Genomic DNA, 22,348 nt, shown 5'->3' with positions numbered 1-22,348 from the left:
CATGATGTGGAAGTCCTGTCTGCTGGCGTGCTGCTTGCTGTTGAGCAGTTGCGGCAACGTCGAAGTCGATCATTACCGCAACGAGGCGCCAGCATTGGACTTGCCGCGGTTCTTCTCGGTGCCCGTCCAGGCCTGGGGCATGTTCCAGAAGCGTTCGGGTGAGGTGGTCAAGCGTTTCCACGTGACCATTGAGGGGCGGATGGAAGGGCGCGTGCTGATCCTCGATGAGCGCTTCGTTTACAGCGATGGCAAACGTCAGCAACGCGTTTGGCGCCTGACACCGAAGGGGCCGGGGCGCTGGAGCGGTACGGCGGGTGACGTGATCGGCGAAGCCGAAGGTCAGGTGGCCGGTAATGCACTGCGTTGGCGTTACACCCTCAACCTGGAGGTGGACGGCGCGTTTTATCCGGTGCAGTTCGATGACTGGATGTACCTGATGGATGACAACACACTGATCAATCGCTCGTTCATGTCCAAGTTTGGCCTGGAGTTGGGGCAGGTGACCCTGTTCTTCCGGCGCGGCGGGGGTGAACCATGAACAGCCTGCCGGAGGGCTATCGGGCATTGGTGATCGGTGCGAGTGGGGCGATCGGTGGTGCTTTCGTTGATACGCTGCGTGAGGATCCCCGGTGTGCCGCCGTGCATGGCCTGGGGCGTGGCACACACCCGGTACTGGATTTGACCGACCCTCAGAGCATCGCCATGGCCGCACAGTTTTATGAAGGCCAGCCACCGTTTGATCTGATCGTCTTGGCTGCCGGTGTTCTGTACGGTGAGGGCTTCATGCCGGAGAAGGCGCTGGAGTCACTGAACCAGGCGCAACTGTTGGCAACGTTTCAGATCAATGCCATTGGCCCTGCACTGGTGTTGCGGCACTTTTTGCCCCTGCTCGGGAGCAACGGTCTGCTGGCGGTACTGTCGGCCAAGGTCGGTAGCATCGCGGACAATCACCTGGGTGGCTGGTACAGCTACCGGGCCTCGAAGGCGGCGTTGAACATGCTCCTTAAAACGGCAGCGATCGAAGCTGCGCGGCGTTGGCCCGGCAAGCGCCTGGTTGCGCTGCATCCTGGCACTGTTGCTTCAGCCTTGTCGCGACCTTTTCGTCCGGAAGCGCGGGCTCCGCGTGACGCCGTGGCGGACATGCTGGCCGTGCTTGACGGAGTCACCGCCGCCGACAGCGGCAGCTTTTTCAGCTACCAGGGCGAACGTTTGCCCTGGTAGTTCCACTGTGGCACCTCTAGACGGGGCTATGCCCCTGGGAGCGTCAAGTATGAACCTTCAGCAACTGTCAGGCTTTGCCGATGCCGGGCGCATTGACGAGCTCAATCTGGTTTCTCTTGAAGGCGGTATCTATGTCTTGCAGGCACTGATGGAGGGAAAGCTGCACCCGTTGCTTGACGAGCAGGGACACAACCTCTGCCTGCGCTCGACGACGCACGCCCGAGAGGTGTTGCAGCATTTACCTGAAATCCCCTGCCTGCTGGTGCAGAAGGTGGTGCATGACGAAATGTGCGGGCTGGGTAACAGTGCTGATGCGCCGCTGAAACTGCCGTTCTCCATACGCTCTACCTGGTAGTTGCAAGGAAACGGCGCGTGGCCCGAATCGGTGCCCTTGGCACCGCTCATTTCGGGCTTCTAGCCACGCGGTGCAAGGCGGGCAACAACAGCGCCCAGAGTATGGCCAGCAGGGCCAAGGATGGCCAAAGCCCATAGGGTAGGCCGACGTCTGCCAGGCGTGCACCGGCATAGTAAGACAACGGCCCGCCCAAGGCGCCGACAAGTGCCGCCAGCCAGAGGCGGGATGCCGTCCAGGCCAGGCTCTGGCGCAAGGTGCTGGCGAACAGCAGCCAGAGCATTGCCAGCCAGCCCGGCAGTACCCAGCGCGGCTCACCGAAATCGAACACGCCCAGGTTCAGTAACAGGCTGTCCAGTGCCCAGCCACAGGCAGCGATTTTCAACAGCTGGCGACATTCGCGTACCCGTACCGGAGCCAACGCCACGTGCAAGGCCAGGCATCCCAGTGCCAGCAATAGCCAGGCCGGGTGCCGTGCGCCAAATATGCAGGCTGCCCAGCCGATCTGGAACAGCACTGCATTGCCAATCAGGCGTCGGTTCATCCTCAGGCTTCCAGTGCCTCTAGCAGCGGCGCGGGACGGGCATCAGGTTTGGCCAGGACCAATTGGGCCACGCCGATACCGCGTTCCAGGAAGCCGCCCTCGCAGTAGCAGAAGTAGAACTCCCACATACGTTGAAAGGTTTCGTCGTAGCCCAACAGCTGCAATGCATGGCGCCCACGGCAGAGGTTCTCGTGCCAATGGCGCAGGGTGCGCGCGTAATGCAGGCCGAAGTCTTCCAGATGATGGACGTTCAGGTCCGTGTTACGGCTGGCAACGTCCAGCATGCGGCTCAGCGAAGGTAGGGCACCACCGGGGAAAATGTAGCGCTGGATGAAGTCCACCGAGCGTCTTGCCTGTTCATAGCGCTGGTCACGGATGGTAATGGCTTGCAACAGCATCAGGCCATCGTCCTTGAGCAGGCGTGCGCACTGTTGGAAGTAGTTGGGCAGGAAACGGTGGCCCACCGCTTCGATCATTTCGATCGAAACCAGCTTGTCATAGCGTCCCTCAAGGTCACGGTAGTCCTTGCGCAGGACAGTAATGCGCGCTTGCAGGCCTTGCTCGGCAACACGCTTGCAGGTGTAGGCGTACTGCTCTTCGGACAATGTCGTGGTGGTCACGCGGCAGCCGTAATGAATGGCGGCGTAGAGCGCCATGCTGCCCCAGCCGGTGCCGATTTCCAGCAAATGATCGCTGGCTTGCAGGTCAAGCTTGCGACAGATGCGCTCCAGTTTGTTCAACTGTGCCTGTTCGAGGCTGTCTTCTGAGCTGCGGAACATTGCCGCCGAGTACATCATGGTCGGGTCCAGCAGGTGCTCGAACAGTTCATTGCCCAGGTCGTAGTGTGCGGCAATGTTGCGCTTGGAGCCCCTTCGGGTGTTGCGGTTGAGCCAGTGCAGGCCTTGAACCAGAGGACGCCCGAGGCGCGCCAGGCCGCCTTCCATGGCGTCGAGTACGTCAAGGTTGGCGACGAACAGGCGAACCACGGCGGTCAGGTCAGGGCTGGTCCAGTGACCGTGTACGTAAGCTTCCCCGGCGCCGATCGAACCGTTGGTGGCGATCAGCCCCCACAGTGCATCATCCAGCACCTGAAGCTCGGCCATCAGGCTGGCATGGGGTTCGCCGAACATCAGGCGCTGGCCGTCTACCACGACGGTCAGTTGGCCTTTGCGCAGCCGCGCCAGTTGGCGCAGCACCAGGCGCTTGAGCAGGCCTGTACTACCGGCGGCGAGGGCTCCGCTTTTGGCTACGGCCAGGTTAGGGCTCTTCATGGTCAACGTCCTCGCTACGGTTACGGGCGACACGTAAATGCCGCTGGGTGTTGTAATGGGAAAAGATCGGCGTGCGCTTGAGCAGCAGGCGCAGGGCTTGCCAATAGATGGCAGTAACGGTTTTCGCCGACATCCAGGGGAAGGCGATCAATTGGCGGTGCAAGGTGCTGCGGGTCAGGGCTATGCGGTTCAGACCAAGACCGGCTTCAAACACCTTCTGCGGCCCATGCCAGTCCTGCATGGTGATGTTCAGGTGTTGCCCTGGCGCGGTGAAGCGCATGCGGTACTCCAGGTCGGGTGGCAAAAATGGCGAGACGTGAAAGGCTTTGGCGACGCTGAACTGCTGCACGCCGTGTTCATTGCACGGCAGCACATAGTGGAAGCGCTCGCGCCAGGGCGTATTGGTGACTTCGCACAGAATCGCCGCGAGCGCGTCATGCTCGTCGAAACAGAAGAAGAAACTCACCGGGTTGAAGGCCAATCCCCAGTTCCGCGCCTGGGTCAACAGGCGTATGGCGCCACCCGGGGCGTAACCCAGGGCCTCCACGAGCAGCAGATTGACCGCATCGGCAAGCGCCATGCCGTTGCGTGTATAGCGTGGCAAGTAATCCTGTTCGCGGAAGCTGAACGCTGAAAACCGCTCGCGCCCGGCAAACGGGCTTAATGCAAACAACGCATCCTGCTCGGCCAGGTCCAGGTACAACATGCTCATGCGGTAGCGAAAGGCATGCGCGCGCGGGGACAGGCGTCGGTGGCTGACCCAGCCTTCATACAAGGCGCTGTTCATAATCGTTCACCGAAGTGCTGAGCCACCTTCAGTGCACTGACCACGCCATCCTCATGGAAGCCGTTGGCCCAGTAGGCGCCGCAGTAGTAGCTGTGCTGCGGGCCCATCAGTTCAGCGTGACGTGCCTGGGCCGCAAGGGCTTCGAGGCTGTACTGGGGGTGCGCGTAGCGAAAGCGACCGAGCACCTGTGCCGGGTCAATGGCGTCACTCTGGTTGAGGCTTACGCAGAGGGTGCGTGGTGCGTCCAGGCCTTGCAGGATGTTCATGTTGTAGGTCACGGCCGCTGGGCTGTGCTCGGGGCCACCCAGGCGGTAGTTCCAGCTCGCCCAGGCCAGGCGACGGTCGGGGAGCAGGCGGGTGTCGGTATGCAGCACGACATCGTTCTGCGCATAACGGATGGCGCCGAGTATCTGTTGTTCCTGTTCGGTAGGCGTTTCCAGCAACGCCAGTGCCTGGTCGCTGTGACAGGCAAACACCACCTTGTCGAAACGCTCGGTGCCGACAGCGCTTGTTATGCTGACGCCCTCGGTGTCACGGCGTACACGTTGCACCGGGCAGTTCAGGCGGATGTGCTTGGCGTAGCTGGCTGTCAGCGGCTTGATGTAGGCACTGGAGCCGCCCTGGATAACCCGCCATTGCGGGCGGTTGGTGACTGAGAGCAGGCCATGGTTGCGAAAAAAACGTACGAAGAACGCCAAGGGAAAGCCGAGCATGTCGGCCAGTGACATCGACCAGATCGCCGCCCCCATAGGCACGATGTAGTGTTCGATGAAGCGATTGCCGTAGCCACGCTGTTGCAGGTAGCTGCCGAGGGTCGTGCTGGCGTCGATGTGCTGGCGGTCGAGGTCCAGTGGTGCTTCGCGATTGAAGCGCAGAATGTCCCGCAGCATTCCCCAGAACGCCGGTGAAATCAGGTTGCTGCGTTGAGCGAAGAGGCTGTTGAGGTTATTGCCGTTGTACTCTAGGCCGGTCTTTGGCTCATGTACCGAAAAGCTCATCTCGGTGGGGCGTGAGGTCACGCCCAGATGGTCCATCAGGGCAATGAAATTCGGGTAGGTCCAGTTGTTGAAGACGATGAAGCCGGTGTCGACCGCATAGTTCTGCTCGTTCAATTGAACGTTCACAGTATGGGTATGGCCGCCTACCCGCTCTTCGGCCTCGAACACGGTGATGTCGTGGTTACGCTGCAGCAGGTAGGCTGCCGTCAGGCCGGCAATTCCGCTGCCGACGATTGCAATACGCATGGGGTCAGGACTCCTGGCCAGGCCGTGCAAGCCGCTTGCCCAGTGCCAGTTGCCAGTGTTTTGGCAGGTGGCCGAGCAGCTTCAGGCAGGCGATAAACAGTGCTGGAAACGCCACTTCATAAGGACGGCGCTCCAGTTTTCGGGCGATGTGGCGGGCGGCTTTTTCCGCCGACCAGCGCAACGGCATGGGGAAGTCGTTGCGTCGTGTCAGTGGCGTGTCGACAAAACCCGGGCTGACCAACGTGACCGCTATGCCTTGGGCATCCAGGTCGATCCGCAGTGAGTCGATCAGGTAGCGCAGGGCCGCTTTGGAGGCACCGTAGGCACCTGCTCGCGGGAGGGGCAGAAAGGTCACTGAACTGCCTATGGCCACCAGGTGCGGCTCATGGCCGCGTTGCAGCAGGGGCAGCGCGGTCTCGATGGTCAGGCTGGCGGTAAACAGGTTGGCTTGGACCACGCGCATCACCAGCGCGGCCTCGAAGTGCTCGGGCGTGAGGTATTCGCAGGTGCCGGCATTGGCGATGACTTGATCCAGCGCGCCCCAGTGTTGAGTGATGCGCTCGCCAATTTGCCTGACCTGATTGCTGTCGAGCAGGTCGCCTGGCACGAGCAGTACCTGCCCGGGGAAGCGTGTCGCGAGTTGTTGCAGTGGGGCTGTGCTGCGTGCGGTCAGTGCGAGCTGATGGCCTTGCTCAAGCAGCACTTCGGCCAAGGCTGCGCCAATCCCGCTGCTGGCGCCGGTAAGCCAGATCCGCTTCATGCCAGCCTCCGCTTGAGCCCGCGGATCACGCTACCCAGCAACGGCAGGTGTTCGTAGAGCAGTGCGCCGGCATCGAAGTAGTCGCGGTGATAGTAGACCTTGTCTGCCCAGCGCAGATGGGAGCATCCGGTAACGCTGACAGGCGCTCCACCACGCAGGCGGGGGTGACGGTAGGTCATGGTCCAGCGCAGGTAGCCCGAACCTTCGGCGACTGCGTCATGGCCGTGGAACTGGAAGCTCAAGTCCTCGACATTGGCATACAGCTCGGAAAAGTAACGCTGCAGGGCGTTCAGCCCATTGATCTGATGCAGCGGGTCGATAAAGCACACGTCAGTGCTGTAGAGGCTTGAAAGGTGCTCCAGGTGGTCGCGATCCAGGGCGGCGAATCGCTCGGCGAACTGCTGCAGGAAGGTCGACATCCATAGGCCTCTAACTTGTACATTTGTAGGAATTTGTACAAGTTAAGGCTAAGGCAATATCTGTACAAGTCAATTTTTTTGTATAGATATTTTTTGTATCAATTTTGGGTCATTGCCAGCCTGTCCTCCAGCGCTCGCTGTCGCGAAGCTCGCGCCAGTCCAGCCATTCGCTACGACCGCTGTAGATGGCTTGCAACTCGATCTTCAGCAATGTGCCTTGTTCGTCATGCAGCAGATCGGTTACCAGAAAGTGTTTCTCTCGATTGAGTGGTGTGCAGGCTGTCCATTTGGACAAGGCCAGCTTTCGTGGATTGAAGCGGTTCATGGGAGCTCCTGCCGGTAACGCGGTGCTGTTCAGGGAGGGCGTCGGCGCAATTGCTGTCGAGTTATATTGTACAAATATATTTTCATGTACAAGCCTATTTTGCGTTGGGTGCTGTGGCGGTGTTGGGGCTCGCAGCTGCTATCTCTGCTTGTTCCAGGTGTTCCGGTACCGAGACGGACCAGCCGAGCTCAAGGCTGATGCGGCGACGCAGGGTATCGGCTGCCTCCGGTTCACCATGCACCACATAGGTGTGTTTGGGTGGGCGCTTGAAGCCACGCAGCCATTGCATGATTTCATCGGCGTCGGCATGTGCCGACAGGCTCTCCAGGGACACCACTTCGGCTCGCACCGGAACATCCTCGCCGTGCAGTCGAATGGAGGGCGCACCGGCGATGATCTGTGCACCCCGGGTGCCGCCTGCCTGATAGCCGGAAAACAACAGGGTGTTATGCGGGTTGGGCGCCAGGGTCTTGAGGTGGAACAGCACCCGTCCACCGGTGGCCATTCCGCTGGCGGCGATAATCACGGCCGGGCCACGCTGTTGGTCCAGGCGTTTGGATTCTTCAACGGTGCGCACGATGTGGGTGGCGCGAAACATCGACTCGCATTCGCGTGGGGACAGCCGGTGTTCACTGCAAAATCGCTGATACAGCACCGTCGCATCTGTCGCCATGGGGCTGTTCAAATAGATCGGCAGGTCAGGAATCGCGCCGCTCTGTTTAAGGCGCGAGAGGTGATACATCAGCAACTGGGCACGGCCCACGGCAAAGGACGGAACCAGAGTAATGCCATGGCGCAGGGCTGTGCGGGTGATGACGTCAGCCAGTTGCTTTTCGGTGTCTTCGGGTGGGTGCAGGCGATCACCGTAGGTGGATTCAACGAACAGGTAGTCGGCTTCTTCGATGAGCTCCGGGGCGAGCATGATCGGGTCGTTGAAACGGCCCAGATCACCGGAAAATACCCAGGTGGATCCGTCGGCGATGATCTCCACGGTTGCCGCCCCAAGGATGTGACCGGCAGACCTCAGGTGTATCCGAACGTCGGCGAGGATGTCTTGCGGATGGTGCAGGGCAATCGGGCGAAAGTGCTTGAGGGCGCGCTTGGCGTCGTCCTCTGTGTACAGTGGTAGCGCCGGATGGTGTTTGGAGAAGCCCCGTCGATTGGCGTATTCGGCCTGTTCTTCTTGCAGGCGACCGCTGTCGAGCAACAGGATACTGGCCAGTTCGCAGGTGGCCTCTGTGGCGTAGATGGGCCCGCGGTAACCGTCCCTCACCAGTGCCGGGATGTAACCGCTGTGGTCCAGGTGAGCATGGGTCAGGACGATGGCGTCCAGGCTGCGCGGTGGTATGGGGAACGGGGCCCAGTTGCGTACGCGCAAATGTTTGTAGCCCTGAAACAGCCCGCAGTCGACCAGTACGCGCTGACCGTTATGTTCCAGTAGGTACTTGCTGCCGGTAACCGTACCGGCGGCGCCGAGAAACGTGACGTGCATGGCGTGTCTCCTCAACAACCCTGCCAACAGGCTGATACCACGCGCCGTGGCCAGGCTGGTTGTTCCTGTGTGCCCGCCCGGCAGTGCGTTGTCGGGCCTTGGCATGGGCGCGCGTCACGTACTCCAGTGATGCTCCATCGCCATGAGAGCGGGCATGTCCAGAATTTCCACCTCGCGACCGGCAAAGCGAACGATCTGCAAATCGCGCAGGCGTGCCATGCACCGGCAGATGGTTTCGAGCCTTAACCCTAGGTATGAGGCAATGTCTTCGCGGGTCATACGCAAAACAAAACCCAGTGCCGAATAGCCACGCATGGCATAGCGTTGGGATAACTGTAGAAGAAAAGCGGCGAAGCGCTCATCGGCGTTCATGTTGCACATCATCAGTAGCCGCTCATTGTCCCGGACGATCTGCCGGCTCATCAGGCGGTTCAGGGTTTGTTGCAGAGCGGGGCAGTTGCGGGCCAGTTGCTCGATCTGGTGATAGGGGATCGGGCACACTTCGCTGTCTTCCAGTGCCAATGCGCTGCAGGCATAACGCGAGGTACTGATGGCATCAAGCCCCATCACTTCACCGGCCATCATGAAGTCGGCGACCATGCCGCGGCCGTGGGCGTCGATCAAGGAAATCTTGAAACAGCCCATGCGGACGGCGTAGAGGTAGGTTAGCGGATCATTGGAATGGTAAAGGGCAGCGCCTTTCTTGATGCGCATGCGCTGTGAGATCAATGAATTGAAGGTGTCGCGCTCGGCATGTGAACAGCCGCCCGGCAAACAAAAGGCGCGTACTGCGCATTGAGCACAGGAAGCGCCTAGAGAGAACAGCCTGGTGCGTGAAACGGTGGGCGTGGTTTGCAGTTCGGCGTGTTCTAGAGCGACTGCGTTATTGTTAGGTTGCATAGCGTCTTGCTCCATGGGGAAGCGGTGAACTTCTGAAGCAGAGGCCACTGGGCACTAAGGCCTTGCAGTGGAGTCATCGCTGGAAGTCGACGTGCAGTGGGTGAGTGATGCGCTGCCTGGGAGCAGGGCTGGAGGATGTGCCGTGCCAGCGGGTGGGCGGCGCGCAAGGTGGCAGTACGTGTGGTGCTTTGATTCGGTCTTCCAGGCGCTGCACGAAACAGGTGGCTTCTGCTTCGGTCCGAAAGGCCACGACCCATGTGTCCAGATGAACCAGCCAGCGGCTGGTTGGTGCGTCCTTTTCGAGTTCGATCAGCATGACGACTCTCCTGTCGACGGATGTCGACGGTTACAAGGCGTGTTTCAAATGTCCTTTTTTCAAGAGCCTGAGTGTAAAAAGGCCTTCGTTGAAGGTGAGGCTGAAGTTGTTCAGCGATACCGAGGCAGGAAGGCGGTGTGAGGAGCGAAACGGCCCGGCGCACAGTGATGCGTCGGCACGCCGCTGAACGGCCCAGCCACTGAGCACCAGGTGTTTGGGGCTCAGGTCCAGGTGCAGGTTTTCAATACTTAAACCCTGCAGGTGGGCGTAAATCGTAAAGTTCGTCCTGCTGTTGGCGGCCGCCAATTCCGGGTTGCAGGGCAGCTCCACTTCGCGGCGTCGCAAGGCCGCCATGTCCGGTAATCGTGGCTTGCTCATCAGGGTTGAAAACATTTCGCATGCTCCCGGTCACTGTAGGGGGAACAGCCTCCATGCCTGAAACTATACGGTTTGGTGCTCTATGCGTTTAGCTACTGCTCAAGGCGTAATGGCGACTTTCATGACCCCGTCACGTTGGTGGGCGAACAGGTCATAAGCGGCTTCGATATCGTCAAGTTTGAAATGATGGGTGACCAGCGGCTTGAGGTCGACGCGACCACTGGCGACAACGTTCATCAGGCGGCGCATCCGTTCCTTGCCGCCAGGGCACAGGGTGGTAACGATACGGTAGTCGCCAAGGCCGGCAGCGAATGCATCGACCGGTATGCGCAAGTCGCTCGAGTACACGCCCAGGCTTGAAAGCACGCCACCGGGGCGCAGAACCCGCAGTGCCGACTCAAAGGTGGCCTGCGTACCCAGTGCCTCGATGGCGACATCGACACCGCGTCCATCGGTGAGCGCCATGATCTGATCCACTACATTGCCGGCCTTGAAGTCGACGGTGTGGGTAACGCCCAGCTGTTTAGCGACCTGCAGCCGTGCAGCAACGGTGTCAACGCCGATGACGGTGGTGGCTCCCATCAGCCGGGCGCCGGCAGCCGCGCATAATCCAATCGGGCCCAGGGCGAACACCGCAACGGTATCACCGATTTGCACGCCGCCACGCTCCGCACCGGAAAAGCCGGTGGACATGATGTCGGGGCACATCAGCACCTGCTCATCGGTGAGGGTATCGGGTATCGGGGAGAGGTTGACCATGGCGTCCGGTACCCGCACATACTCGGCCTGGCAACCATCGATGATGTTGCCGAACTTCCAGCCTCCCGTAGCACGGAAGCCATGCCGTGTGCCGGGGCCATCCTGGGATGCGCAGCCGCACAGGCAGGCGTAGCTATGGCCACTGGGCGTGATTGCGCCAGCGATCACCCGCTGTCCTTCGCTGAATCCCAGAACTTGTGAGCCGAGTTTCTCGATGATCCCGACGGGTTCGTGACCAATGGTCAGCCCTTTGGCGACCGGGTATTCACCGCGCAGGATGTGGACATCGGTGCCGCAGATCGTGGTGGTGGTAATGCGCAGCAGTGTATCCAGCGGTCCAATCTCTGGAATTGGCTTTTCATCCAGAACAATACGGCCTTTTTCAACGAAGATTGCCGCTTTCATTTTCGCCATGGCTGTGTCTCCTGAGCGCAGCGCATCGGTTCTGATCACTCTCAACAGGCTGCTCCTGGCGAGGGGCTGAAAGGTTGATCTGGATCAATGAGTATGGCCCTGAAATCGTGGATCCGCGACCGTGTGTCGTTTTGCCGGTAAAAGAAATGCGGACTCTGACCCACATCAAGCCGCAGGGGGCAGGTGGTCGCAGGATAGGGCTTGAATTGCCTTTGGGCAGCACGCTTCCTGCTTGAAGGGCTGCAGGCCAACTTCCGTCTGATGAGAGGTGCGTCATGACCATGCAAAAACATCTTATGTTGGTGTCCTCGCCGTTGATGAAAGCCGGCCCGGCCTTTGACAGAGCCTCTGCCTTGGCAAAGGCACGGGATGAGCCGCTGCACATTGTCGCCTTCGACTATGTGGAGGGGCTCGCAACAGCGGGACTGGTCAATGCTGAGGCACTGCAGCAGATGCGCGAGGGTTATGTGGAGCGACACCATGCCTGGCTTGAGGACCAGGCCCGGCCAATGCGCAAGTTGGGTATCGAGGTCACGACCGAAGTGGTGTGGGCCGAGCAGGTGTTGCCAGAAATTCTGGCGCACCTGCGTGAGGAGCCGATTGACTTGGTGATCAAGGAGGTCGAGCACGAGTCACGCCTCATGCGCGCGATGTTCACTACCCTGGATGTTCATTTGCTACGCGAGTGCAAGGCGCCATTGCACTTCGTGTGCAAAACCCGCAATGCGTTGCCGCGCAGGATTGTGGCTGCTGTTGATCCCTTCCACCCAGACGACCAGTACAAGGGCTTCAATGACCGGATCATCTATGAAGCGCTGAAACTGGCGATGCAGTGCAAGGCTGAAGTGCATCTGGTGTATGCCCATGACCTTTCGTCGATGGGAACGGGAGAATACGGTTTTTCCACTGGTTCGATGCTGTTTTCCTCAAGCCTGGCGCAGAAGGTTTACGATATTCAGGGGGAAAGCTTCAATGAGCTGGCCGAACGCAATGGTATCCCCCCTGAAAATCGGCACATGATTGTCGGTAACCCGGCAAAGGTCTTGTCCAGCTTTTCCGAAACCCGCGATATCGATGTCATTGTCATGGGGCGTGTGCATCGGCGAGGGGTGAGCAAAGGCTTCGGCAGTACGGTGGAAGATGTCTTGTACCGGATGCCCAGCAGTGTGCTGGTGGTCACCCCTGAGGACTTCGATGGTTAAGGGTCACCCGGTTTGGCGCGCCCCGGTGAGCCGGGGCGTGTGCGGGACGGTTAGCGGCTCAGGTCGAGTTCATGGGTCAGTTCGCTGAACTGGCCGTTGTCATAGCGACTGGTAAACCCCAGCTTTTTCGCCAGCCGATGCATGCCGTAGTTACTGGCCAGATCCAGTGAGATCATCTGCTTGAACCCGTTGCGGCGGGCAGCCTCGATCAGGTGCCCCATCAATAGCGTGCCCAAACCCCGGCGTTGCCAGTCATCGGCAACCGCTACGGCGCATTCGCAGTGTTTCCCCCCTGGTATCGCCGCATAGCGGCTCACACCGACTTCGTGCAACTCGCCGTCGACATGCGCCAGCGCGACGTAGGCGACACGGTCGTGGCCATCCAGGTCCATCAACTGGTCCAGCAGAGTGAGGTCTTCTCGGTTGAATCCGCCCATGAAGCGAGCGCGCCGGGCTTCGGCCGACAAGTGCCTGACAAACTGGAATTCGCGCAGGCGATCACGCTCCTGTAACGAACGAATCAGCACATGGGTGCCGTCATTCAAGGCTTCTATCCAATGCTCTTCGGTTTCACCCTGGCATAGCGCGGACAGGGCTTTGTGCTGGCTTGGATCAGTCGACATAGTGATGCTCCCAGATGGCAAGGAGGGTGGAGGCCTGTTGGAAGGTGTACGACGATCAGCCGCGTTGCGTCTGATTTACATCAAGTCTTCAGTCCTTCGTGCGGTTGGGCGGCAGGCTGTGAGTGGGTGGCGGGGCGCGGTTCAGAAATCGTTCCATGCAGGCCATTTGCTCAGCGTCGGTCACTGCTGAATAGGTGGCAATGTTGAACCACTGGCTGTGTAGCAGGGCGAGGCGGACAACCCCGTTTTTCTCCATAAAGCGTTGGGAGATGCACTGGCATACCGGGCCCACCAGGTAGGCCAGTGCCTGTTCCTGCTCGTTGGCGACCAAGGTGCTGGTTAATTGGGTAACGCAGGTGGCGACAATTGCTGCGCCAGCACGCGCTGCCAGATAGGCCGTTGCGGTGTAACCGCCGACGAAAAGCAGCATGATAAGCGTGAGCAGGATCAGCTCGTGAGGTCGTCGACGGCGCACAGGGACGGCTCTCTCCGGCGCTTTGGGTGATGTATCGGCTGGTGTACTGGACGCTCGCGCGCAAGCCAGGCCGACCAGCCAGCAGCCCGTGGTAAAGATCAGAATCACTACCAGCAGCGCCAGCCACAGCCTGTTGAACACGTCGAACCCGGTGATGATTGCCAGCACGCTGACGAAACCCAGACCACCGATGACAAAGCCGAGCCGTGCCAATGCGTCGATCAATCGGGCTTGTCGTTTGTCGACCTTCATGGCATCGCCCTCATGCGCCTACCCACCTCAAGGGTAGTTCGCCGTGCAGCCTGTGTTTGGTGCATGACCTGCTGCGCCACAACCACGCACGTCGGGAATTGGCCCACAACCTGCATTGGCCCCTGCATCGATAGCTGATCGATTGGTCAAACACGTTGTGCGCTGTTGTCGTGCATGAGGTGAGGGTTGTTTAACTGTACCTGTGGCCTGCTCGCCCTTTGGGCACGCAGTGCCCAGTGTTCACCGGGGCGGGATGCATGTCTGTTGCTGAACCACTCGACGCCGCTTGCATGCCTGCAGGCTGGAGCGCCGAGCTCATGCTGCGTTTTGTTCGTTGTGACACGAAGACCTGTATTGGTGCGCGGCGTCACTTCGGACCTCTTTTGGTGCAACGTCCGTTCTACCCGGAGGGCGCGCCGTGCCACGTGTATGTGCTGCACCCGCCGGGCGGCGTGGTGGGGGGAGACCGCCTGGCGCTGGATATCCATCTGGAGCCAGGCAGCCACGCGCTGATGACCATGCCCGGCGCCACCAAGTTCTACCGCAGTGCCGGCCCGACTTCGATCCTCAAACAGCATTTTCACCTGGCAGAAGACAGCATCCTGGAGTGGCTACCTCAGGACAGCATCTGCTTTCCCGGCGCCCGTGTGTCGTTGCAGACTCGCTTTAGCCTGGCCCCCGGTGCCCGTCTGCTGGCGTGGGAAACCCTGTGCCTTGGGCGTCCGGTGATGGGCGAGACCTTTAGCCATGGTGCGCTGGACAGCTGCTTGCACATCGACATGCCTGATGACCCTGGCCTGCATGAACGCTTGCGCCTCGAGGGCGGGCGCCTGGGCAAACTCGGCGGCTACCCGCTGCTGGCGACGTTCTGCGCCGCTCCGGCTAACCCGCAGCTGCTGGAACAGGTTCGCGCCCTGATCGACGACCTTGCCGCTCCCGCCGGGGCAACCCTGCTGGGGCAACTGCTGGTGGTCCGTCTGCTGGACCACGACAACCAACGCCTGCAATCCACTCTGCAACGGCTGTGGCACACCTTGCGACCGGCTGTTGTCGGCCTGCCGCCGTGCCCGCCACGCATCTGGGCTACCTGAGAAAACACACCATGGAACTGACGCCAAGAGAAAAAGACAAGTTGCTGCTGTTCACCGCGGCGTTGCTCGCCGAGCGGCGCCGCGACCGAGGGCTGAAACTCAACTACCCCGAGGCCGTAGCGCTGATCAGTGCCGCCGTAATGGAGGGGGCACGGGATGGCCGTACGGTCGCTGAGCTGATGAGCATGGGCCGTGAAGTCGTGGGTCGTGAGCAGGTGATGGAAGGGGTCGCAGAAATGATCCACGACGTGCAGGTGGAAGCGACCTTCCCCGATGGGACCAAGCTGGTCACCGTCCATGACCCGATCGTCTGACTGTCGCTGCTGGAGAACGCCATGATCCCCGGAGAAGTACTGGTCGCCGACGGCGACCTTGAACTCAATACAGGCCGCGAAGCGCTGCGTGTCAGCGTCGCAAACCACGGCGACCGGCCGATTCAGGTCGGGTCGCACTACCACTTTTATGAGGTCAACAACGCCTTGGTATTCGACCGTGAAGCCACCCGCGGTTTCCGCCTGGACATCGCCGCCGGTACAGCCGTGCGCTTTGAGCCCGGCCAGTCGCGTACCGTCAACCTGGTGGCATATGCCGGCAAACGGGAGGTCTACGGTTTTCAGGGGCGGGTGATGGGCAAGCTGGAGACAGGCGCATGAGCCGAATTTCTCGTCAGGCCTACGCCGACATGTTTGGCCCCACCGTCGGCGACCGTGTGCGTCTGGCCGACACCGACCTGTGGGTGGAAGTCGAGAAGGACTTCACAATCTACGGTGAAGAGGTGAAGTTTGGCGGTGGCAAGGTGATCCGCGACGGCATGGGCCAGGGCCAGATGCTCGCAGCAGACGCAATGGACCTGGTGTTGACCAATGCGCTGATCATCGACCACTGGGGCATCGTCAAGGCCGACATCGGCGTCAAGCACGGTCGCATCGCGCGCATCGGCAAGGCGGGCAACCCCGACGTGCAGCCGGGGGTAACCGTGCCGGTAGGGCCTGGCACCGAAGTCATCGCGGCCGAGGGCAAGATTGTCACGGCCGGTGGCATCGATTCGCACATTCACTTTATCTGCCCGCAGCAGGTCGAGGAGGCGCTGACCTCTGGCGTCACCACCTTCATTGGTGGCGGCACGGGGCCGGCCACGGGCACTAATGCCACCACCTGCACGCCAGGCCCTTGGTACCTGTCGCGCATGTTGCAGGCCGCTGATGCGTTGCCAATCAATATCGGCCTGCTGGGCAAGGGCAACGCCTCGCGGCCCGAAGCCCTGCGCGAGCAGATCGAGGCCGGTGCTGTGGGCCTCAAGCTGCACGAAGACTGGGGCTCGACGCCTGCAGCCATCGATTGCTGCCTGAACGTGGCGGAAGAAACCGACGTGCAGGTGGCGATCCACAGTGACACCCTCAACGAATCCGGTTGCGTCGAGGACACCCTGGCGGCCATCGGTGATCGCACCATCCATACCTTTCATACCGAAGGGGCGGGCGGTGGACATGCACCGGACATCATCCGTGCCGCTGCCTTCGGCAACGTGCTGCCATCCTCGACCAACCCGACTTTGCCGTACACCGTCAACACGGTGGATGAGCACCTCGACATGCTGATGGTCTGCCACCACCTTGACCCGAGCATTCCCGAGGATGTGGCCTTCGCCGAATCGCGGATTCGCCGCGAGACCATCGCTGCCGAAGACATCCTGCACGACATGGGGGCCTTCTCCATGACGTCGTCCGACTCCCAGGCCATGGGTCGCGTCGGTGAAGTGGTGTTGCGTACCTGGCAGGTCGCCCACCAGATGAAACGGCGGCGCGGCCCACTGGCACCGGACACCGCCCGCAACGACAACTTCCGGGTCAAGCGCTACATCGCCAAGTACACCATCAACCCGGCACTCACCCATGGCATCGCCCATGAGGTGGGCTCGGTCGAGGCTGGCAAGCTTGCCGACCTGGTGCTCTGGTCGCCGGCGTTCTTTGGCGTCAAGCCGTCGCTGGTAATCAAGGGCGGGATGATTGCCATGGCGCCGATGGGCGACATCAACGGTTCGATCCCGACCCCGCAACCGGTTCACTACCGGCCGATGTTTGGCGCCCTGGGGGCTGCCCGACATGCCACGCGCATGACCTTTTTGTCCCAGGCGGCGGTAAGCCGAGGCGTGCATCAGGCGTTGGGCCTGCGCAGCCTGATTGGCGTGGTGAGCGGCTGTCGTCGTGTGCGCAAGGGCGACATGGTGCACAACGGCCTGCAGCCAACGATCGAGGTGGATTCACAGACCTACGAAGTACGCGCCGACGGCGAATTGCTGGTGTGTGAACCGGCCAGTGTGTTGCCCATGGCGCAGCGTTACTTCCTGTTTTGAAGGAGCAAGCATGATTGTCTTAACCCACCGGGTAGCGGATGCGCCGCGAGTCAGCGGCACCGTCACCCTCGCTCTCGACACCCGCATCAAGAGCCGCGTGCGCATCACCCTGGACGATGGCCGAGAGGCTGGCCTGATGCTGGAACGTGGCCAACTGATTCGTGGTGGCGAGCTGCTGGCAAATGAGCAGGGCACAGAAGTGATTCGGGTACAGGCGGCTGCCGAGCAGGTGTCAACGGTGCGTAGCGACGACCCGTTGCTGTTGGCGCGTGCGGCCTATCACCTGGGCAACCGCCATGTGCCATTGCAGATCGAAGCCGGTCTGCTGCGCTACCAGCACGACCATGTGCTGGACGACATGGTGCGAGGTCTGGGCTTGCAGGTTGCCCAGGAGCCGGCGCCGTTCGAGCCAGAGGCGGGCGCTTACCAGAGCGCACCGCATAGCCATAGCCATGACCATAGTCATGCCCACGACCACCCCTTCGTGCGTGTGCCCGGCCACGCCCACCCCTGAACTCGACCTGGAGGCACCCCCATGAAAAAGACCCTGGCCCTTGTACTGTTGCTGACTGCGCTACCGGCCTTCGCCCATCCGGGGCATGACACCTACCCGCTGCAGGACGGCCTGCTGCACCCGCTGACCGGCCTTGACCACTTGCTGATGCTGCTGGGTACCGGTGTATTGGCCGCATTGACCGGCCGCACCCTGGCACTGCCGTTGCTGACCCTGAGCGCCATGTTGGGTGGCGCCGTACTGGGCCATCTGCTGGGTGGTGTGCCGGGTATGGAAAGCATGATCATTGGCTCGTTGCTGGTTGCGGCTGGTGCACTGCTGTTGCCGGGCCGTCAGCGCTTGCTGGCCCTGGCCATGCCACTGTTTGCCCTGTTCCACGGCTGGGCCCACGGGGTCGAGGCCAGCCCTGGTGCCTTCTGGGTATTCAGTGCCGGTTTCGTGGCCGTCAGCGCCATGCTGTTGTGGGTGGGCTTCGTCGGCGGTTGCCTGCTGCGTCGCCATCGCCGCCTGCAACACCTCTTCGGTGGAGGCTTGCTGGCGGGTGCAGCATTGGTGCTGGCCGGCTGATGAGTACCGATCTCAAGCTGCTGCGCCTGCTGCAGTTGGCCAGCCCCAACCTGCCGGTGGGTGGCTTCACCTACTCGCAAGGCCTGGAGTGGGCGGTGGAGGCGGGCTGGGTACGCGGTGCCGAAGGCTTTCGCGCCTGGCAGCGTGAGCAGCTCGAAGACACCCTCGGCCACCTCGACTGGCCACTGCTGGCGCGCCTGTATCAGGCCTGCTGTGACGACGACGCCTCGGCGTTCGCCCGCTGGAGCCAGTTCCTGCTGGCCAACCGCGAAACCGCCGAGCTGCGGCTGGAAGAGCGCCAGCGTGGCATGGCTCTGGCCCGGTTGCTGGATGGCTGGCAACTGTGTCAGGCGCCGGCATGGCGCCCGAGCCTGGAACTGACCCAACTGGGCGGCATGGCCTGGCTGGCCGCGCACTGGGGCATCCCGTTACGTGACCTTGCCCTCGGCCACGGCTTCGCCTGGCTGGAAGGCGCGGTGATGGCGGGGGTCAAGCTGGTGCCCTTCGGTCAACAGGCTGCCCAGAGCCTGCTACGCGACCTGTGCGGCGAGCTGCCTGGCGTGCTGGACACGGCCCTGACACTCCCTGACGCGCAACTCGGGGGTGGCCTGCCGTTGCTGGCCATCGCCTCGGCTCGTCACGAAACCCAATACACCCGATTATTCCGCTCCTGAGGAAACTGCCATGCAAAGCTACAAGCAACCCCTGCGCGTTGGTGTCGGCGGTCCGGTCGGCTCCGGCAAGACCGCATTGCTCGAAGCCCTGTGCAAAGCGATGCGCGACCATTACGAGATTGCCGTGGTCACCAACGACATCTACACCAAGGAAGACCAGCGCATCCTTACCGAAGCGGGCGCCCTGGCCCCCGAACGTATTGTTGGTGTGGAAACCGGTGGCTGTCCGCATACCGCCATCCGCGAAGATGCTTCGATGAACCTTGCCGCAGTGGAAGAGCTGGCGCGTAAGTTTGGCAACCTGGAAGTGATCTTCGTCGAGAGTGGTGGCGATAACCTCAGTGCCACTTTCAGCCCGGAACTGGCCGACCTTACGGTGTACGTGATCGACGTGGCCGAGGGCGAAAAAATCCCGCGCAAGGGTGGCCCGGGTATCACCAAATCGGACTTTCTGGTGATCAACAAGATCGACCTGGCGCCCTACGTGGGGGCTTCACTGGAAGTGATGGAGCGTGATACCCAGCGCATGCGCCCTGCGCGACCCTGGGCGTTCACTAACCTCAAGACCGGGCATGGGCTGCATACCGTGATCGACTTCATCGTCGAGAAAGGCATGCTGGATGCCGCTCGCGCCTGAGGGCACGTACTGCCGAGCCTGGTTTCTACCCTGTTGTAGGGGCCGGGTTTGCTGTCGATGAACACATTGAATCATTTGCAATATTTACATGAGAATCATTACCAAATTAAAATCGATGCCATTCACACCCCTTTGAGCATCGCCTTTGAACGCCGTATCCAACCTGTTTTCTCGTTCACCTTCCGCTCCCTTCCTGCTCTGTGCGCTGACCAGCGCCATGCTGTCTGTTCCGGCTGCTGCCGAACCTGCACAGACCACACTGCCTGCGACGCAGATCGCCGCCGAGGCTTCCGACACGGCAGAAGGTTACCGTGCCAGCAGTGCCAGTACGGCGAGCAAAAGTGACGTTCCACTCAAGGACGAGGCACAGTCGGTCAACGTGGTGACACCGCAGACCATTGCCGACTACAACGTTCGCTCGCTGGACGATGCCATGAAGTTCGTCAGTGGTGTCAGCCAGAGCAATACCCTGGGCAACACCAAGGACTCGCTGGTCAAGCGTGGGTTTGGCACCAACGACGACGGCTCCATCCTGCGTGACGGGGTACGCTCGGTGGTCTCGCACAACTTCAGTGCCACCACCGAACGCGTCGAAGTCCTCAAGGGGCCGGCCTCGCTGCTGTATGGCGCCATGGAGCCTGGCGGTGTGATCAATGTGATCAGCAAACAACCCCAATACGTGCGCAGCACCACCCTCAGTGGCTCAGCCTTCAGTGAAGGTGGTGGCAGCTTTGGGGTGGACACCACTGGCCCGCTGGGTGATACCGGCCTGGCCTATCGCCTGGTAGCCGAGCGGCAGAGCGAGGACTACTGGCGTAACTACGGGGTCGACCAGCATACCCTCATCGCGCCATCGCTCAGTTGGACCGGTGAGCGCGCCAGCCTCACGCTGGCCTACGAATACAACGATTACACGAGCCCGTTTGACCGTGGCACCGTGTTTGTCGATGGGCATCCCGCCAGCGTCGACTATGACAAGCGGCTGGATGAGCGTTGGGCAAAAACCGAGGGGATCAGCGAAACTGCCACGGCGCGGTTTGAGTACCAACTGAGCGATGCCTGGAAGACCCGCCTGACCTACGGCTGGAATAACGACCGCTACAGCCTGGCGATTGCCCAACCCTCGGCACTGTCTGCCAGCGGTGTACTGCAGCGCCGGGCCAATGGTGGGCTCTACGATTACGAAACCCGCTATGCCAGCCTGGACTTCATTGGCCAGCAGGTATTTCTGGGGCAACAGCACGACCTGCTGATCGGTGCCGAGCAGGAAGACGCCGACAAGTTCCGCGGCAAGACCTACCGTAATGCCGTGGACAAAGACTTCAATATCTATTTGCCGGTTTACGGTGGTATGGATAAGCCAAGCCTCATCAGCCAGGCCGACAGCAACCTGAGCAATCAGCTGACCTCCACGTCGCTCTACCTGAAAGACAATTGGCACCTGAACGATCAGTGGATTCTGGTCTTTGGTGGCCGTTATCAGCATTACGACCAGTTCAGCGAACAGGGGCTGGGCAGTAAGCGGAAGTTGAACCGTGACAGCAATGGCGAAACCTTCCTGCCGATGCTGGGGGTGGTTTTCAAGGTGAACGATGACCTGTCGCTTTACGGTAACTACAGCCGTTCATTCGTGCCCAATGACGATGTGGACGACAAGGGCAATACCTTTGATCCTGAAGAGGGGCGTAGTTACGAAGTCGGTGCCAAGTATGACCTCGCGCCTGGCCTCAACCTGAACCTGGCGCTGTTCGACATCGAGAAGAAAAACGTTGTGACCCCTACAGCAGTAACCGGTATCAACGAGGCGGCGGGCAAGGTGGGTTCCCGTGGTCTGGAGCTGGATGTGACCGGGCGTATTGCCGAGCGCTGGGACATGATCGGCACCTATGCCTACACCCGAACCGAGATTCTTGACGACCCGAAGAATGAAGGCAATCGCCTGGGTCAGGCGCCTGAACACGTCGCCAGCCTCTACCTGAGCCACCACTTGCAGGTGCCTGCGGGGCTGGGTGACTGGCATGCGGGCGGCGGTGCTCGCTATGTCGGTGACCGCGCCGGAAACAACGAAAACACGTTCTACATGAGCAGCTACACCGTGGCGGATGCGTTCTTGCGCTGGGACGTACCGATGGCGGGGTACAAGACGCGTCTGCAACTGAACGTCGACAACCTCTTTGACAAACACTACTACCCATCGAGCACCGGCAGTGCGTTGCAGGTCAATGTGGGCGAACCCCGTACGGCCAGGCTCAGTGCCAGCGTCACCTTCTAGCGCAATCGCTGTGTGAGTTGGCTTGCCAACGATGCAGACGCCATCGCAGGCAAGCCTGCTCCAACAGAGCCCGCGCCAGCTGTAGGAGCCGGGCTTGACCGCGATACAGACGCCGCGAACTCGCGGATACGCCACCGACGCCATCGCAGGCAAGCCTGCTTCAACAGCGCCCGCGTAACCTGTAGGAGCCGGGCTTGCCCGCGATACAAACGCCGCTAACTCGCGGATACGCCACCGACGCCATCGCAGGCAAGCCAGCTCCAACAGAGCCCGCGCAGCCTGTAGGAGCCGGGCTTGCCCGCGATACAAACGCCGCTAACTCGCGGATACCCCACCGACGCCATCGCAGGCAAGCCAGCTCCAACAGAGCCCACGCCAGCCTGTAGGAACCGGGCTTGCCCGCGATGCAGCCACCGCGAACTCACGGATACCCCACCGACGCCATCGCAGGCAAGCCAGCTCCAACAGAGCCCGCGTAACCTGTAGGAGCCGGGCTTGCCCGCGAT

The 22,348-nt window shown here is 61.0% G+C and carries 27 protein-coding genes; 13 read left to right on the top strand and 14 right to left on the bottom strand.

Annotation, left to right across the window (positions count from 1 at the left end; all coding sequences use genetic code 11):
- Nucleotides 1-4: 4 nt before the first annotated feature.
- The 3 genes from UIA24_RS17210 to UIA24_RS17200 are packed head-to-tail and all read left to right on the top strand — an operon-like array spanning nucleotide 5 to nucleotide 1,576.
- Nucleotides 5-538 carry a DUF3833 domain-containing protein gene (locus UIA24_RS17210; protein WP_330523450.1) on the top strand — a complete coding sequence of 178 codons (534 nt, stop codon included), beginning with the start codon at nucleotides 5-7 and terminating at the stop codon, nucleotides 536-538.
- Complete coding sequence (locus UIA24_RS17205) at nucleotides 535-1,221, top strand: SDR family NAD(P)-dependent oxidoreductase (protein ID WP_065759473.1); 687 nt, start codon at nucleotides 535-537, stop codon at nucleotides 1,219-1,221. The genes UIA24_RS17210 and UIA24_RS17205 overlap by 4 nt, the downstream gene beginning before the upstream one ends.
- A gap of 49 nt (nucleotides 1,222-1,270) precedes the next feature.
- The gene (locus UIA24_RS17200) at nucleotides 1,271-1,576 is read left to right on the top strand and encodes a DUF6482 family protein (protein ID WP_065759472.1); all 306 of its coding nucleotides are present in this window, start codon (nucleotides 1,271-1,273) and stop codon (nucleotides 1,574-1,576) included.
- Between the two features lie 46 nt (nucleotides 1,577-1,622).
- On the opposite strand, the gene UIA24_RS17195 is transcribed toward UIA24_RS17200, so the two are convergent.
- The 12 genes from UIA24_RS17195 to UIA24_RS17140 all read right to left on the bottom strand — a co-directional run bounded on the left by UIA24_RS17195 (nucleotide 1,623) and on the right by UIA24_RS17140 (nucleotide 11,182).
- On the bottom strand, nucleotides 1,623-2,117 hold the full coding sequence (locus UIA24_RS17195; RefSeq protein WP_330523424.1) for a DUF2878 domain-containing protein: 495 nt from the start codon (nucleotides 2,115-2,117) through the stop codon (nucleotides 1,623-1,625).
- A gap of 2 nt (nucleotides 2,118-2,119) precedes the next feature.
- Entirely contained in the window at nucleotides 2,120-3,388 is a 1,269-nt protein-coding gene (locus UIA24_RS17190) for an SAM-dependent methyltransferase (RefSeq protein ID WP_102052575.1), read from the bottom strand.
- A complete protein-coding gene (locus UIA24_RS17185; protein ID WP_330523423.1) occupies nucleotides 3,375-4,175 on the bottom strand; it encodes a DUF1365 domain-containing protein in 801 nt (266 codons plus the stop codon). Before UIA24_RS17185 ends, UIA24_RS17190 begins: the two co-directional genes overlap by 14 nt.
- Nucleotides 4,172-5,419 (bottom strand): NAD(P)/FAD-dependent oxidoreductase, encoded by a 1,248-nt coding sequence (locus UIA24_RS17180; RefSeq protein ID WP_330523422.1) that lies wholly within the window; start codon nucleotides 5,417-5,419, stop codon nucleotides 4,172-4,174. Before UIA24_RS17180 ends, UIA24_RS17185 begins: the two co-directional genes overlap by 4 nt.
- A gap of 4 nt (nucleotides 5,420-5,423) precedes the next feature.
- A complete protein-coding gene (locus UIA24_RS17175) occupies nucleotides 5,424-6,179 on the bottom strand; it encodes an SDR family NAD(P)-dependent oxidoreductase (protein ID WP_102052572.1) in 756 nt (251 codons plus the stop codon).
- Nucleotides 6,176-6,598 carry a nuclear transport factor 2 family protein gene (locus UIA24_RS17170; protein ID WP_102052571.1) on the bottom strand — a complete coding sequence of 141 codons (423 nt, stop codon included), beginning with the start codon at nucleotides 6,596-6,598 and terminating at the stop codon, nucleotides 6,176-6,178. Before UIA24_RS17170 ends, UIA24_RS17175 begins: the two co-directional genes overlap by 4 nt.
- A gap of 109 nt (nucleotides 6,599-6,707) precedes the next feature.
- Nucleotides 6,708-6,923, bottom strand: coding sequence for a TIGR02450 family Trp-rich protein (locus UIA24_RS17165; protein ID WP_065759465.1), 216 nt, complete (start codon nucleotides 6,921-6,923; stop codon nucleotides 6,708-6,710).
- A gap of 94 nt (nucleotides 6,924-7,017) precedes the next feature.
- Nucleotides 7,018-8,415, bottom strand: coding sequence for an MBL fold metallo-hydrolase RNA specificity domain-containing protein (locus UIA24_RS17160; RefSeq protein ID WP_178081707.1), 1,398 nt, complete (start codon nucleotides 8,413-8,415; stop codon nucleotides 7,018-7,020).
- A 114-nt stretch (nucleotides 8,416-8,529) separates the two neighbouring features.
- Nucleotides 8,530-9,315, bottom strand: a complete 786-nt coding sequence (locus tag UIA24_RS17155; protein ID WP_102052570.1) for a helix-turn-helix domain-containing protein — start codon at nucleotides 9,313-9,315, stop codon at nucleotides 8,530-8,532.
- Between the two features lie 73 nt (nucleotides 9,316-9,388).
- A complete protein-coding gene (locus UIA24_RS17150; protein WP_102052569.1) occupies nucleotides 9,389-9,631 on the bottom strand; it encodes a hypothetical protein in 243 nt (80 codons plus the stop codon).
- Between the two features lie 30 nt (nucleotides 9,632-9,661).
- Nucleotides 9,662-9,976, bottom strand: coding sequence for an Hsp20/alpha crystallin family protein (locus UIA24_RS17145; RefSeq protein ID WP_330523421.1), 315 nt, complete (start codon nucleotides 9,974-9,976; stop codon nucleotides 9,662-9,664).
- A gap of 132 nt (nucleotides 9,977-10,108) precedes the next feature.
- Complete coding sequence (locus UIA24_RS17140) at nucleotides 10,109-11,182, bottom strand: NAD(P)-dependent alcohol dehydrogenase (RefSeq protein WP_330523420.1); 1,074 nt, start codon at nucleotides 11,180-11,182, stop codon at nucleotides 10,109-10,111.
- A gap of 275 nt (nucleotides 11,183-11,457) precedes the next feature.
- On the opposite strand from UIA24_RS17140, the gene UIA24_RS17135 reads away from it, so the two are divergent.
- On the top strand, nucleotides 11,458-12,384 hold the full coding sequence (locus UIA24_RS17135) for a universal stress protein (protein WP_065759460.1): 927 nt from the start codon (nucleotides 11,458-11,460) through the stop codon (nucleotides 12,382-12,384).
- Between the two features lie 50 nt (nucleotides 12,385-12,434).
- Here UIA24_RS17135 and UIA24_RS17130 read toward each other — a convergent pair whose 3' ends face one another.
- Together UIA24_RS17130 and UIA24_RS17125 are read right to left on the bottom strand one after the other, a co-directional pair.
- Nucleotides 12,435-13,007, bottom strand: a complete 573-nt coding sequence (locus UIA24_RS17130) for a GNAT family N-acetyltransferase (protein ID WP_102052565.1) — start codon at nucleotides 13,005-13,007, stop codon at nucleotides 12,435-12,437.
- An 88-nt stretch (nucleotides 13,008-13,095) separates the two neighbouring features.
- Nucleotides 13,096-13,734, bottom strand: a complete 639-nt coding sequence (locus UIA24_RS17125) for a hypothetical protein (RefSeq protein WP_330523419.1) — start codon at nucleotides 13,732-13,734, stop codon at nucleotides 13,096-13,098.
- Nucleotides 13,735-13,991: 257 nt separating this feature from the next.
- Here UIA24_RS17125 and UIA24_RS17120 point away from each other — a divergent pair, with 257 nt between their 5' ends.
- The 9 genes from UIA24_RS17120 (at nucleotide 13,992) to UIA24_RS17080 (ending at nucleotide 21,842) form a co-directional block, all read left to right on the top strand.
- Nucleotides 13,992-14,825, top strand: a complete 834-nt coding sequence (locus UIA24_RS17120) for an urease accessory protein UreD (protein WP_330523418.1) — start codon at nucleotides 13,992-13,994, stop codon at nucleotides 14,823-14,825.
- 11 nt (nucleotides 14,826-14,836) lie between these two features.
- Nucleotides 14,837-15,139: an urease subunit gamma gene (locus UIA24_RS17115; protein ID WP_102052562.1), complete on the top strand. Its 303-nt coding sequence runs from the start codon at nucleotides 14,837-14,839 to the stop codon at nucleotides 15,137-15,139.
- Nucleotides 15,140-15,160: 21 nt separating this feature from the next.
- Complete coding sequence (locus UIA24_RS17110) at nucleotides 15,161-15,478, top strand: urease subunit beta (protein ID WP_065761780.1); 318 nt, start codon at nucleotides 15,161-15,163, stop codon at nucleotides 15,476-15,478.
- The gene (ureC, locus tag UIA24_RS17105; protein WP_330523417.1) at nucleotides 15,475-17,178 is read left to right on the top strand and encodes an urease subunit alpha; all 1,704 of its coding nucleotides are present in this window, start codon (nucleotides 15,475-15,477) and stop codon (nucleotides 17,176-17,178) included. The genes UIA24_RS17110 and ureC overlap by 4 nt, the downstream gene beginning before the upstream one ends.
- Nucleotides 17,179-17,188: 10 nt before the next feature.
- Nucleotides 17,189-17,692, top strand: a complete 504-nt coding sequence (gene ureE, locus UIA24_RS17100) for an urease accessory protein UreE (protein WP_330523416.1) — start codon at nucleotides 17,189-17,191, stop codon at nucleotides 17,690-17,692.
- 21 nt (nucleotides 17,693-17,713) lie between these two features.
- Nucleotides 17,714-18,259, top strand: coding sequence for a HupE/UreJ family protein (locus tag UIA24_RS17095; protein ID WP_330523415.1), 546 nt, complete (start codon nucleotides 17,714-17,716; stop codon nucleotides 18,257-18,259).
- Nucleotides 18,259-18,933 (top strand): urease accessory protein UreF, encoded by a 675-nt coding sequence (locus UIA24_RS17090; RefSeq protein WP_330523414.1) that lies wholly within the window; start codon nucleotides 18,259-18,261, stop codon nucleotides 18,931-18,933. Before UIA24_RS17095 ends, UIA24_RS17090 begins: the two co-directional genes overlap by 1 nt.
- 10 nt (nucleotides 18,934-18,943) lie before the next feature.
- Entirely contained in the window at nucleotides 18,944-19,570 is a 627-nt protein-coding gene (gene ureG, locus UIA24_RS17085; RefSeq protein ID WP_065761775.1) for an urease accessory protein UreG, read from the top strand.
- A gap of 217 nt (nucleotides 19,571-19,787) precedes the next feature.
- Entirely contained in the window at nucleotides 19,788-21,842 is a 2,055-nt protein-coding gene (locus UIA24_RS17080; RefSeq protein ID WP_330523448.1) for a TonB-dependent siderophore receptor, read from the top strand.
- Nucleotides 21,843-22,348 lie beyond the last annotated feature (506 nt).

This window comes from Pseudomonas sp. AL 58, assembly GCF_036348395.1.
In the GTDB taxonomy this organism is placed as follows: Bacteria; Pseudomonadota; Gammaproteobacteria; order Pseudomonadales; family Pseudomonadaceae; genus Aquipseudomonas; species Aquipseudomonas defluvii.
The sequence above is the reverse complement of the archived record's forward strand: the minus strand, read 5'-3'. Positions and strand labels throughout refer to the sequence as shown.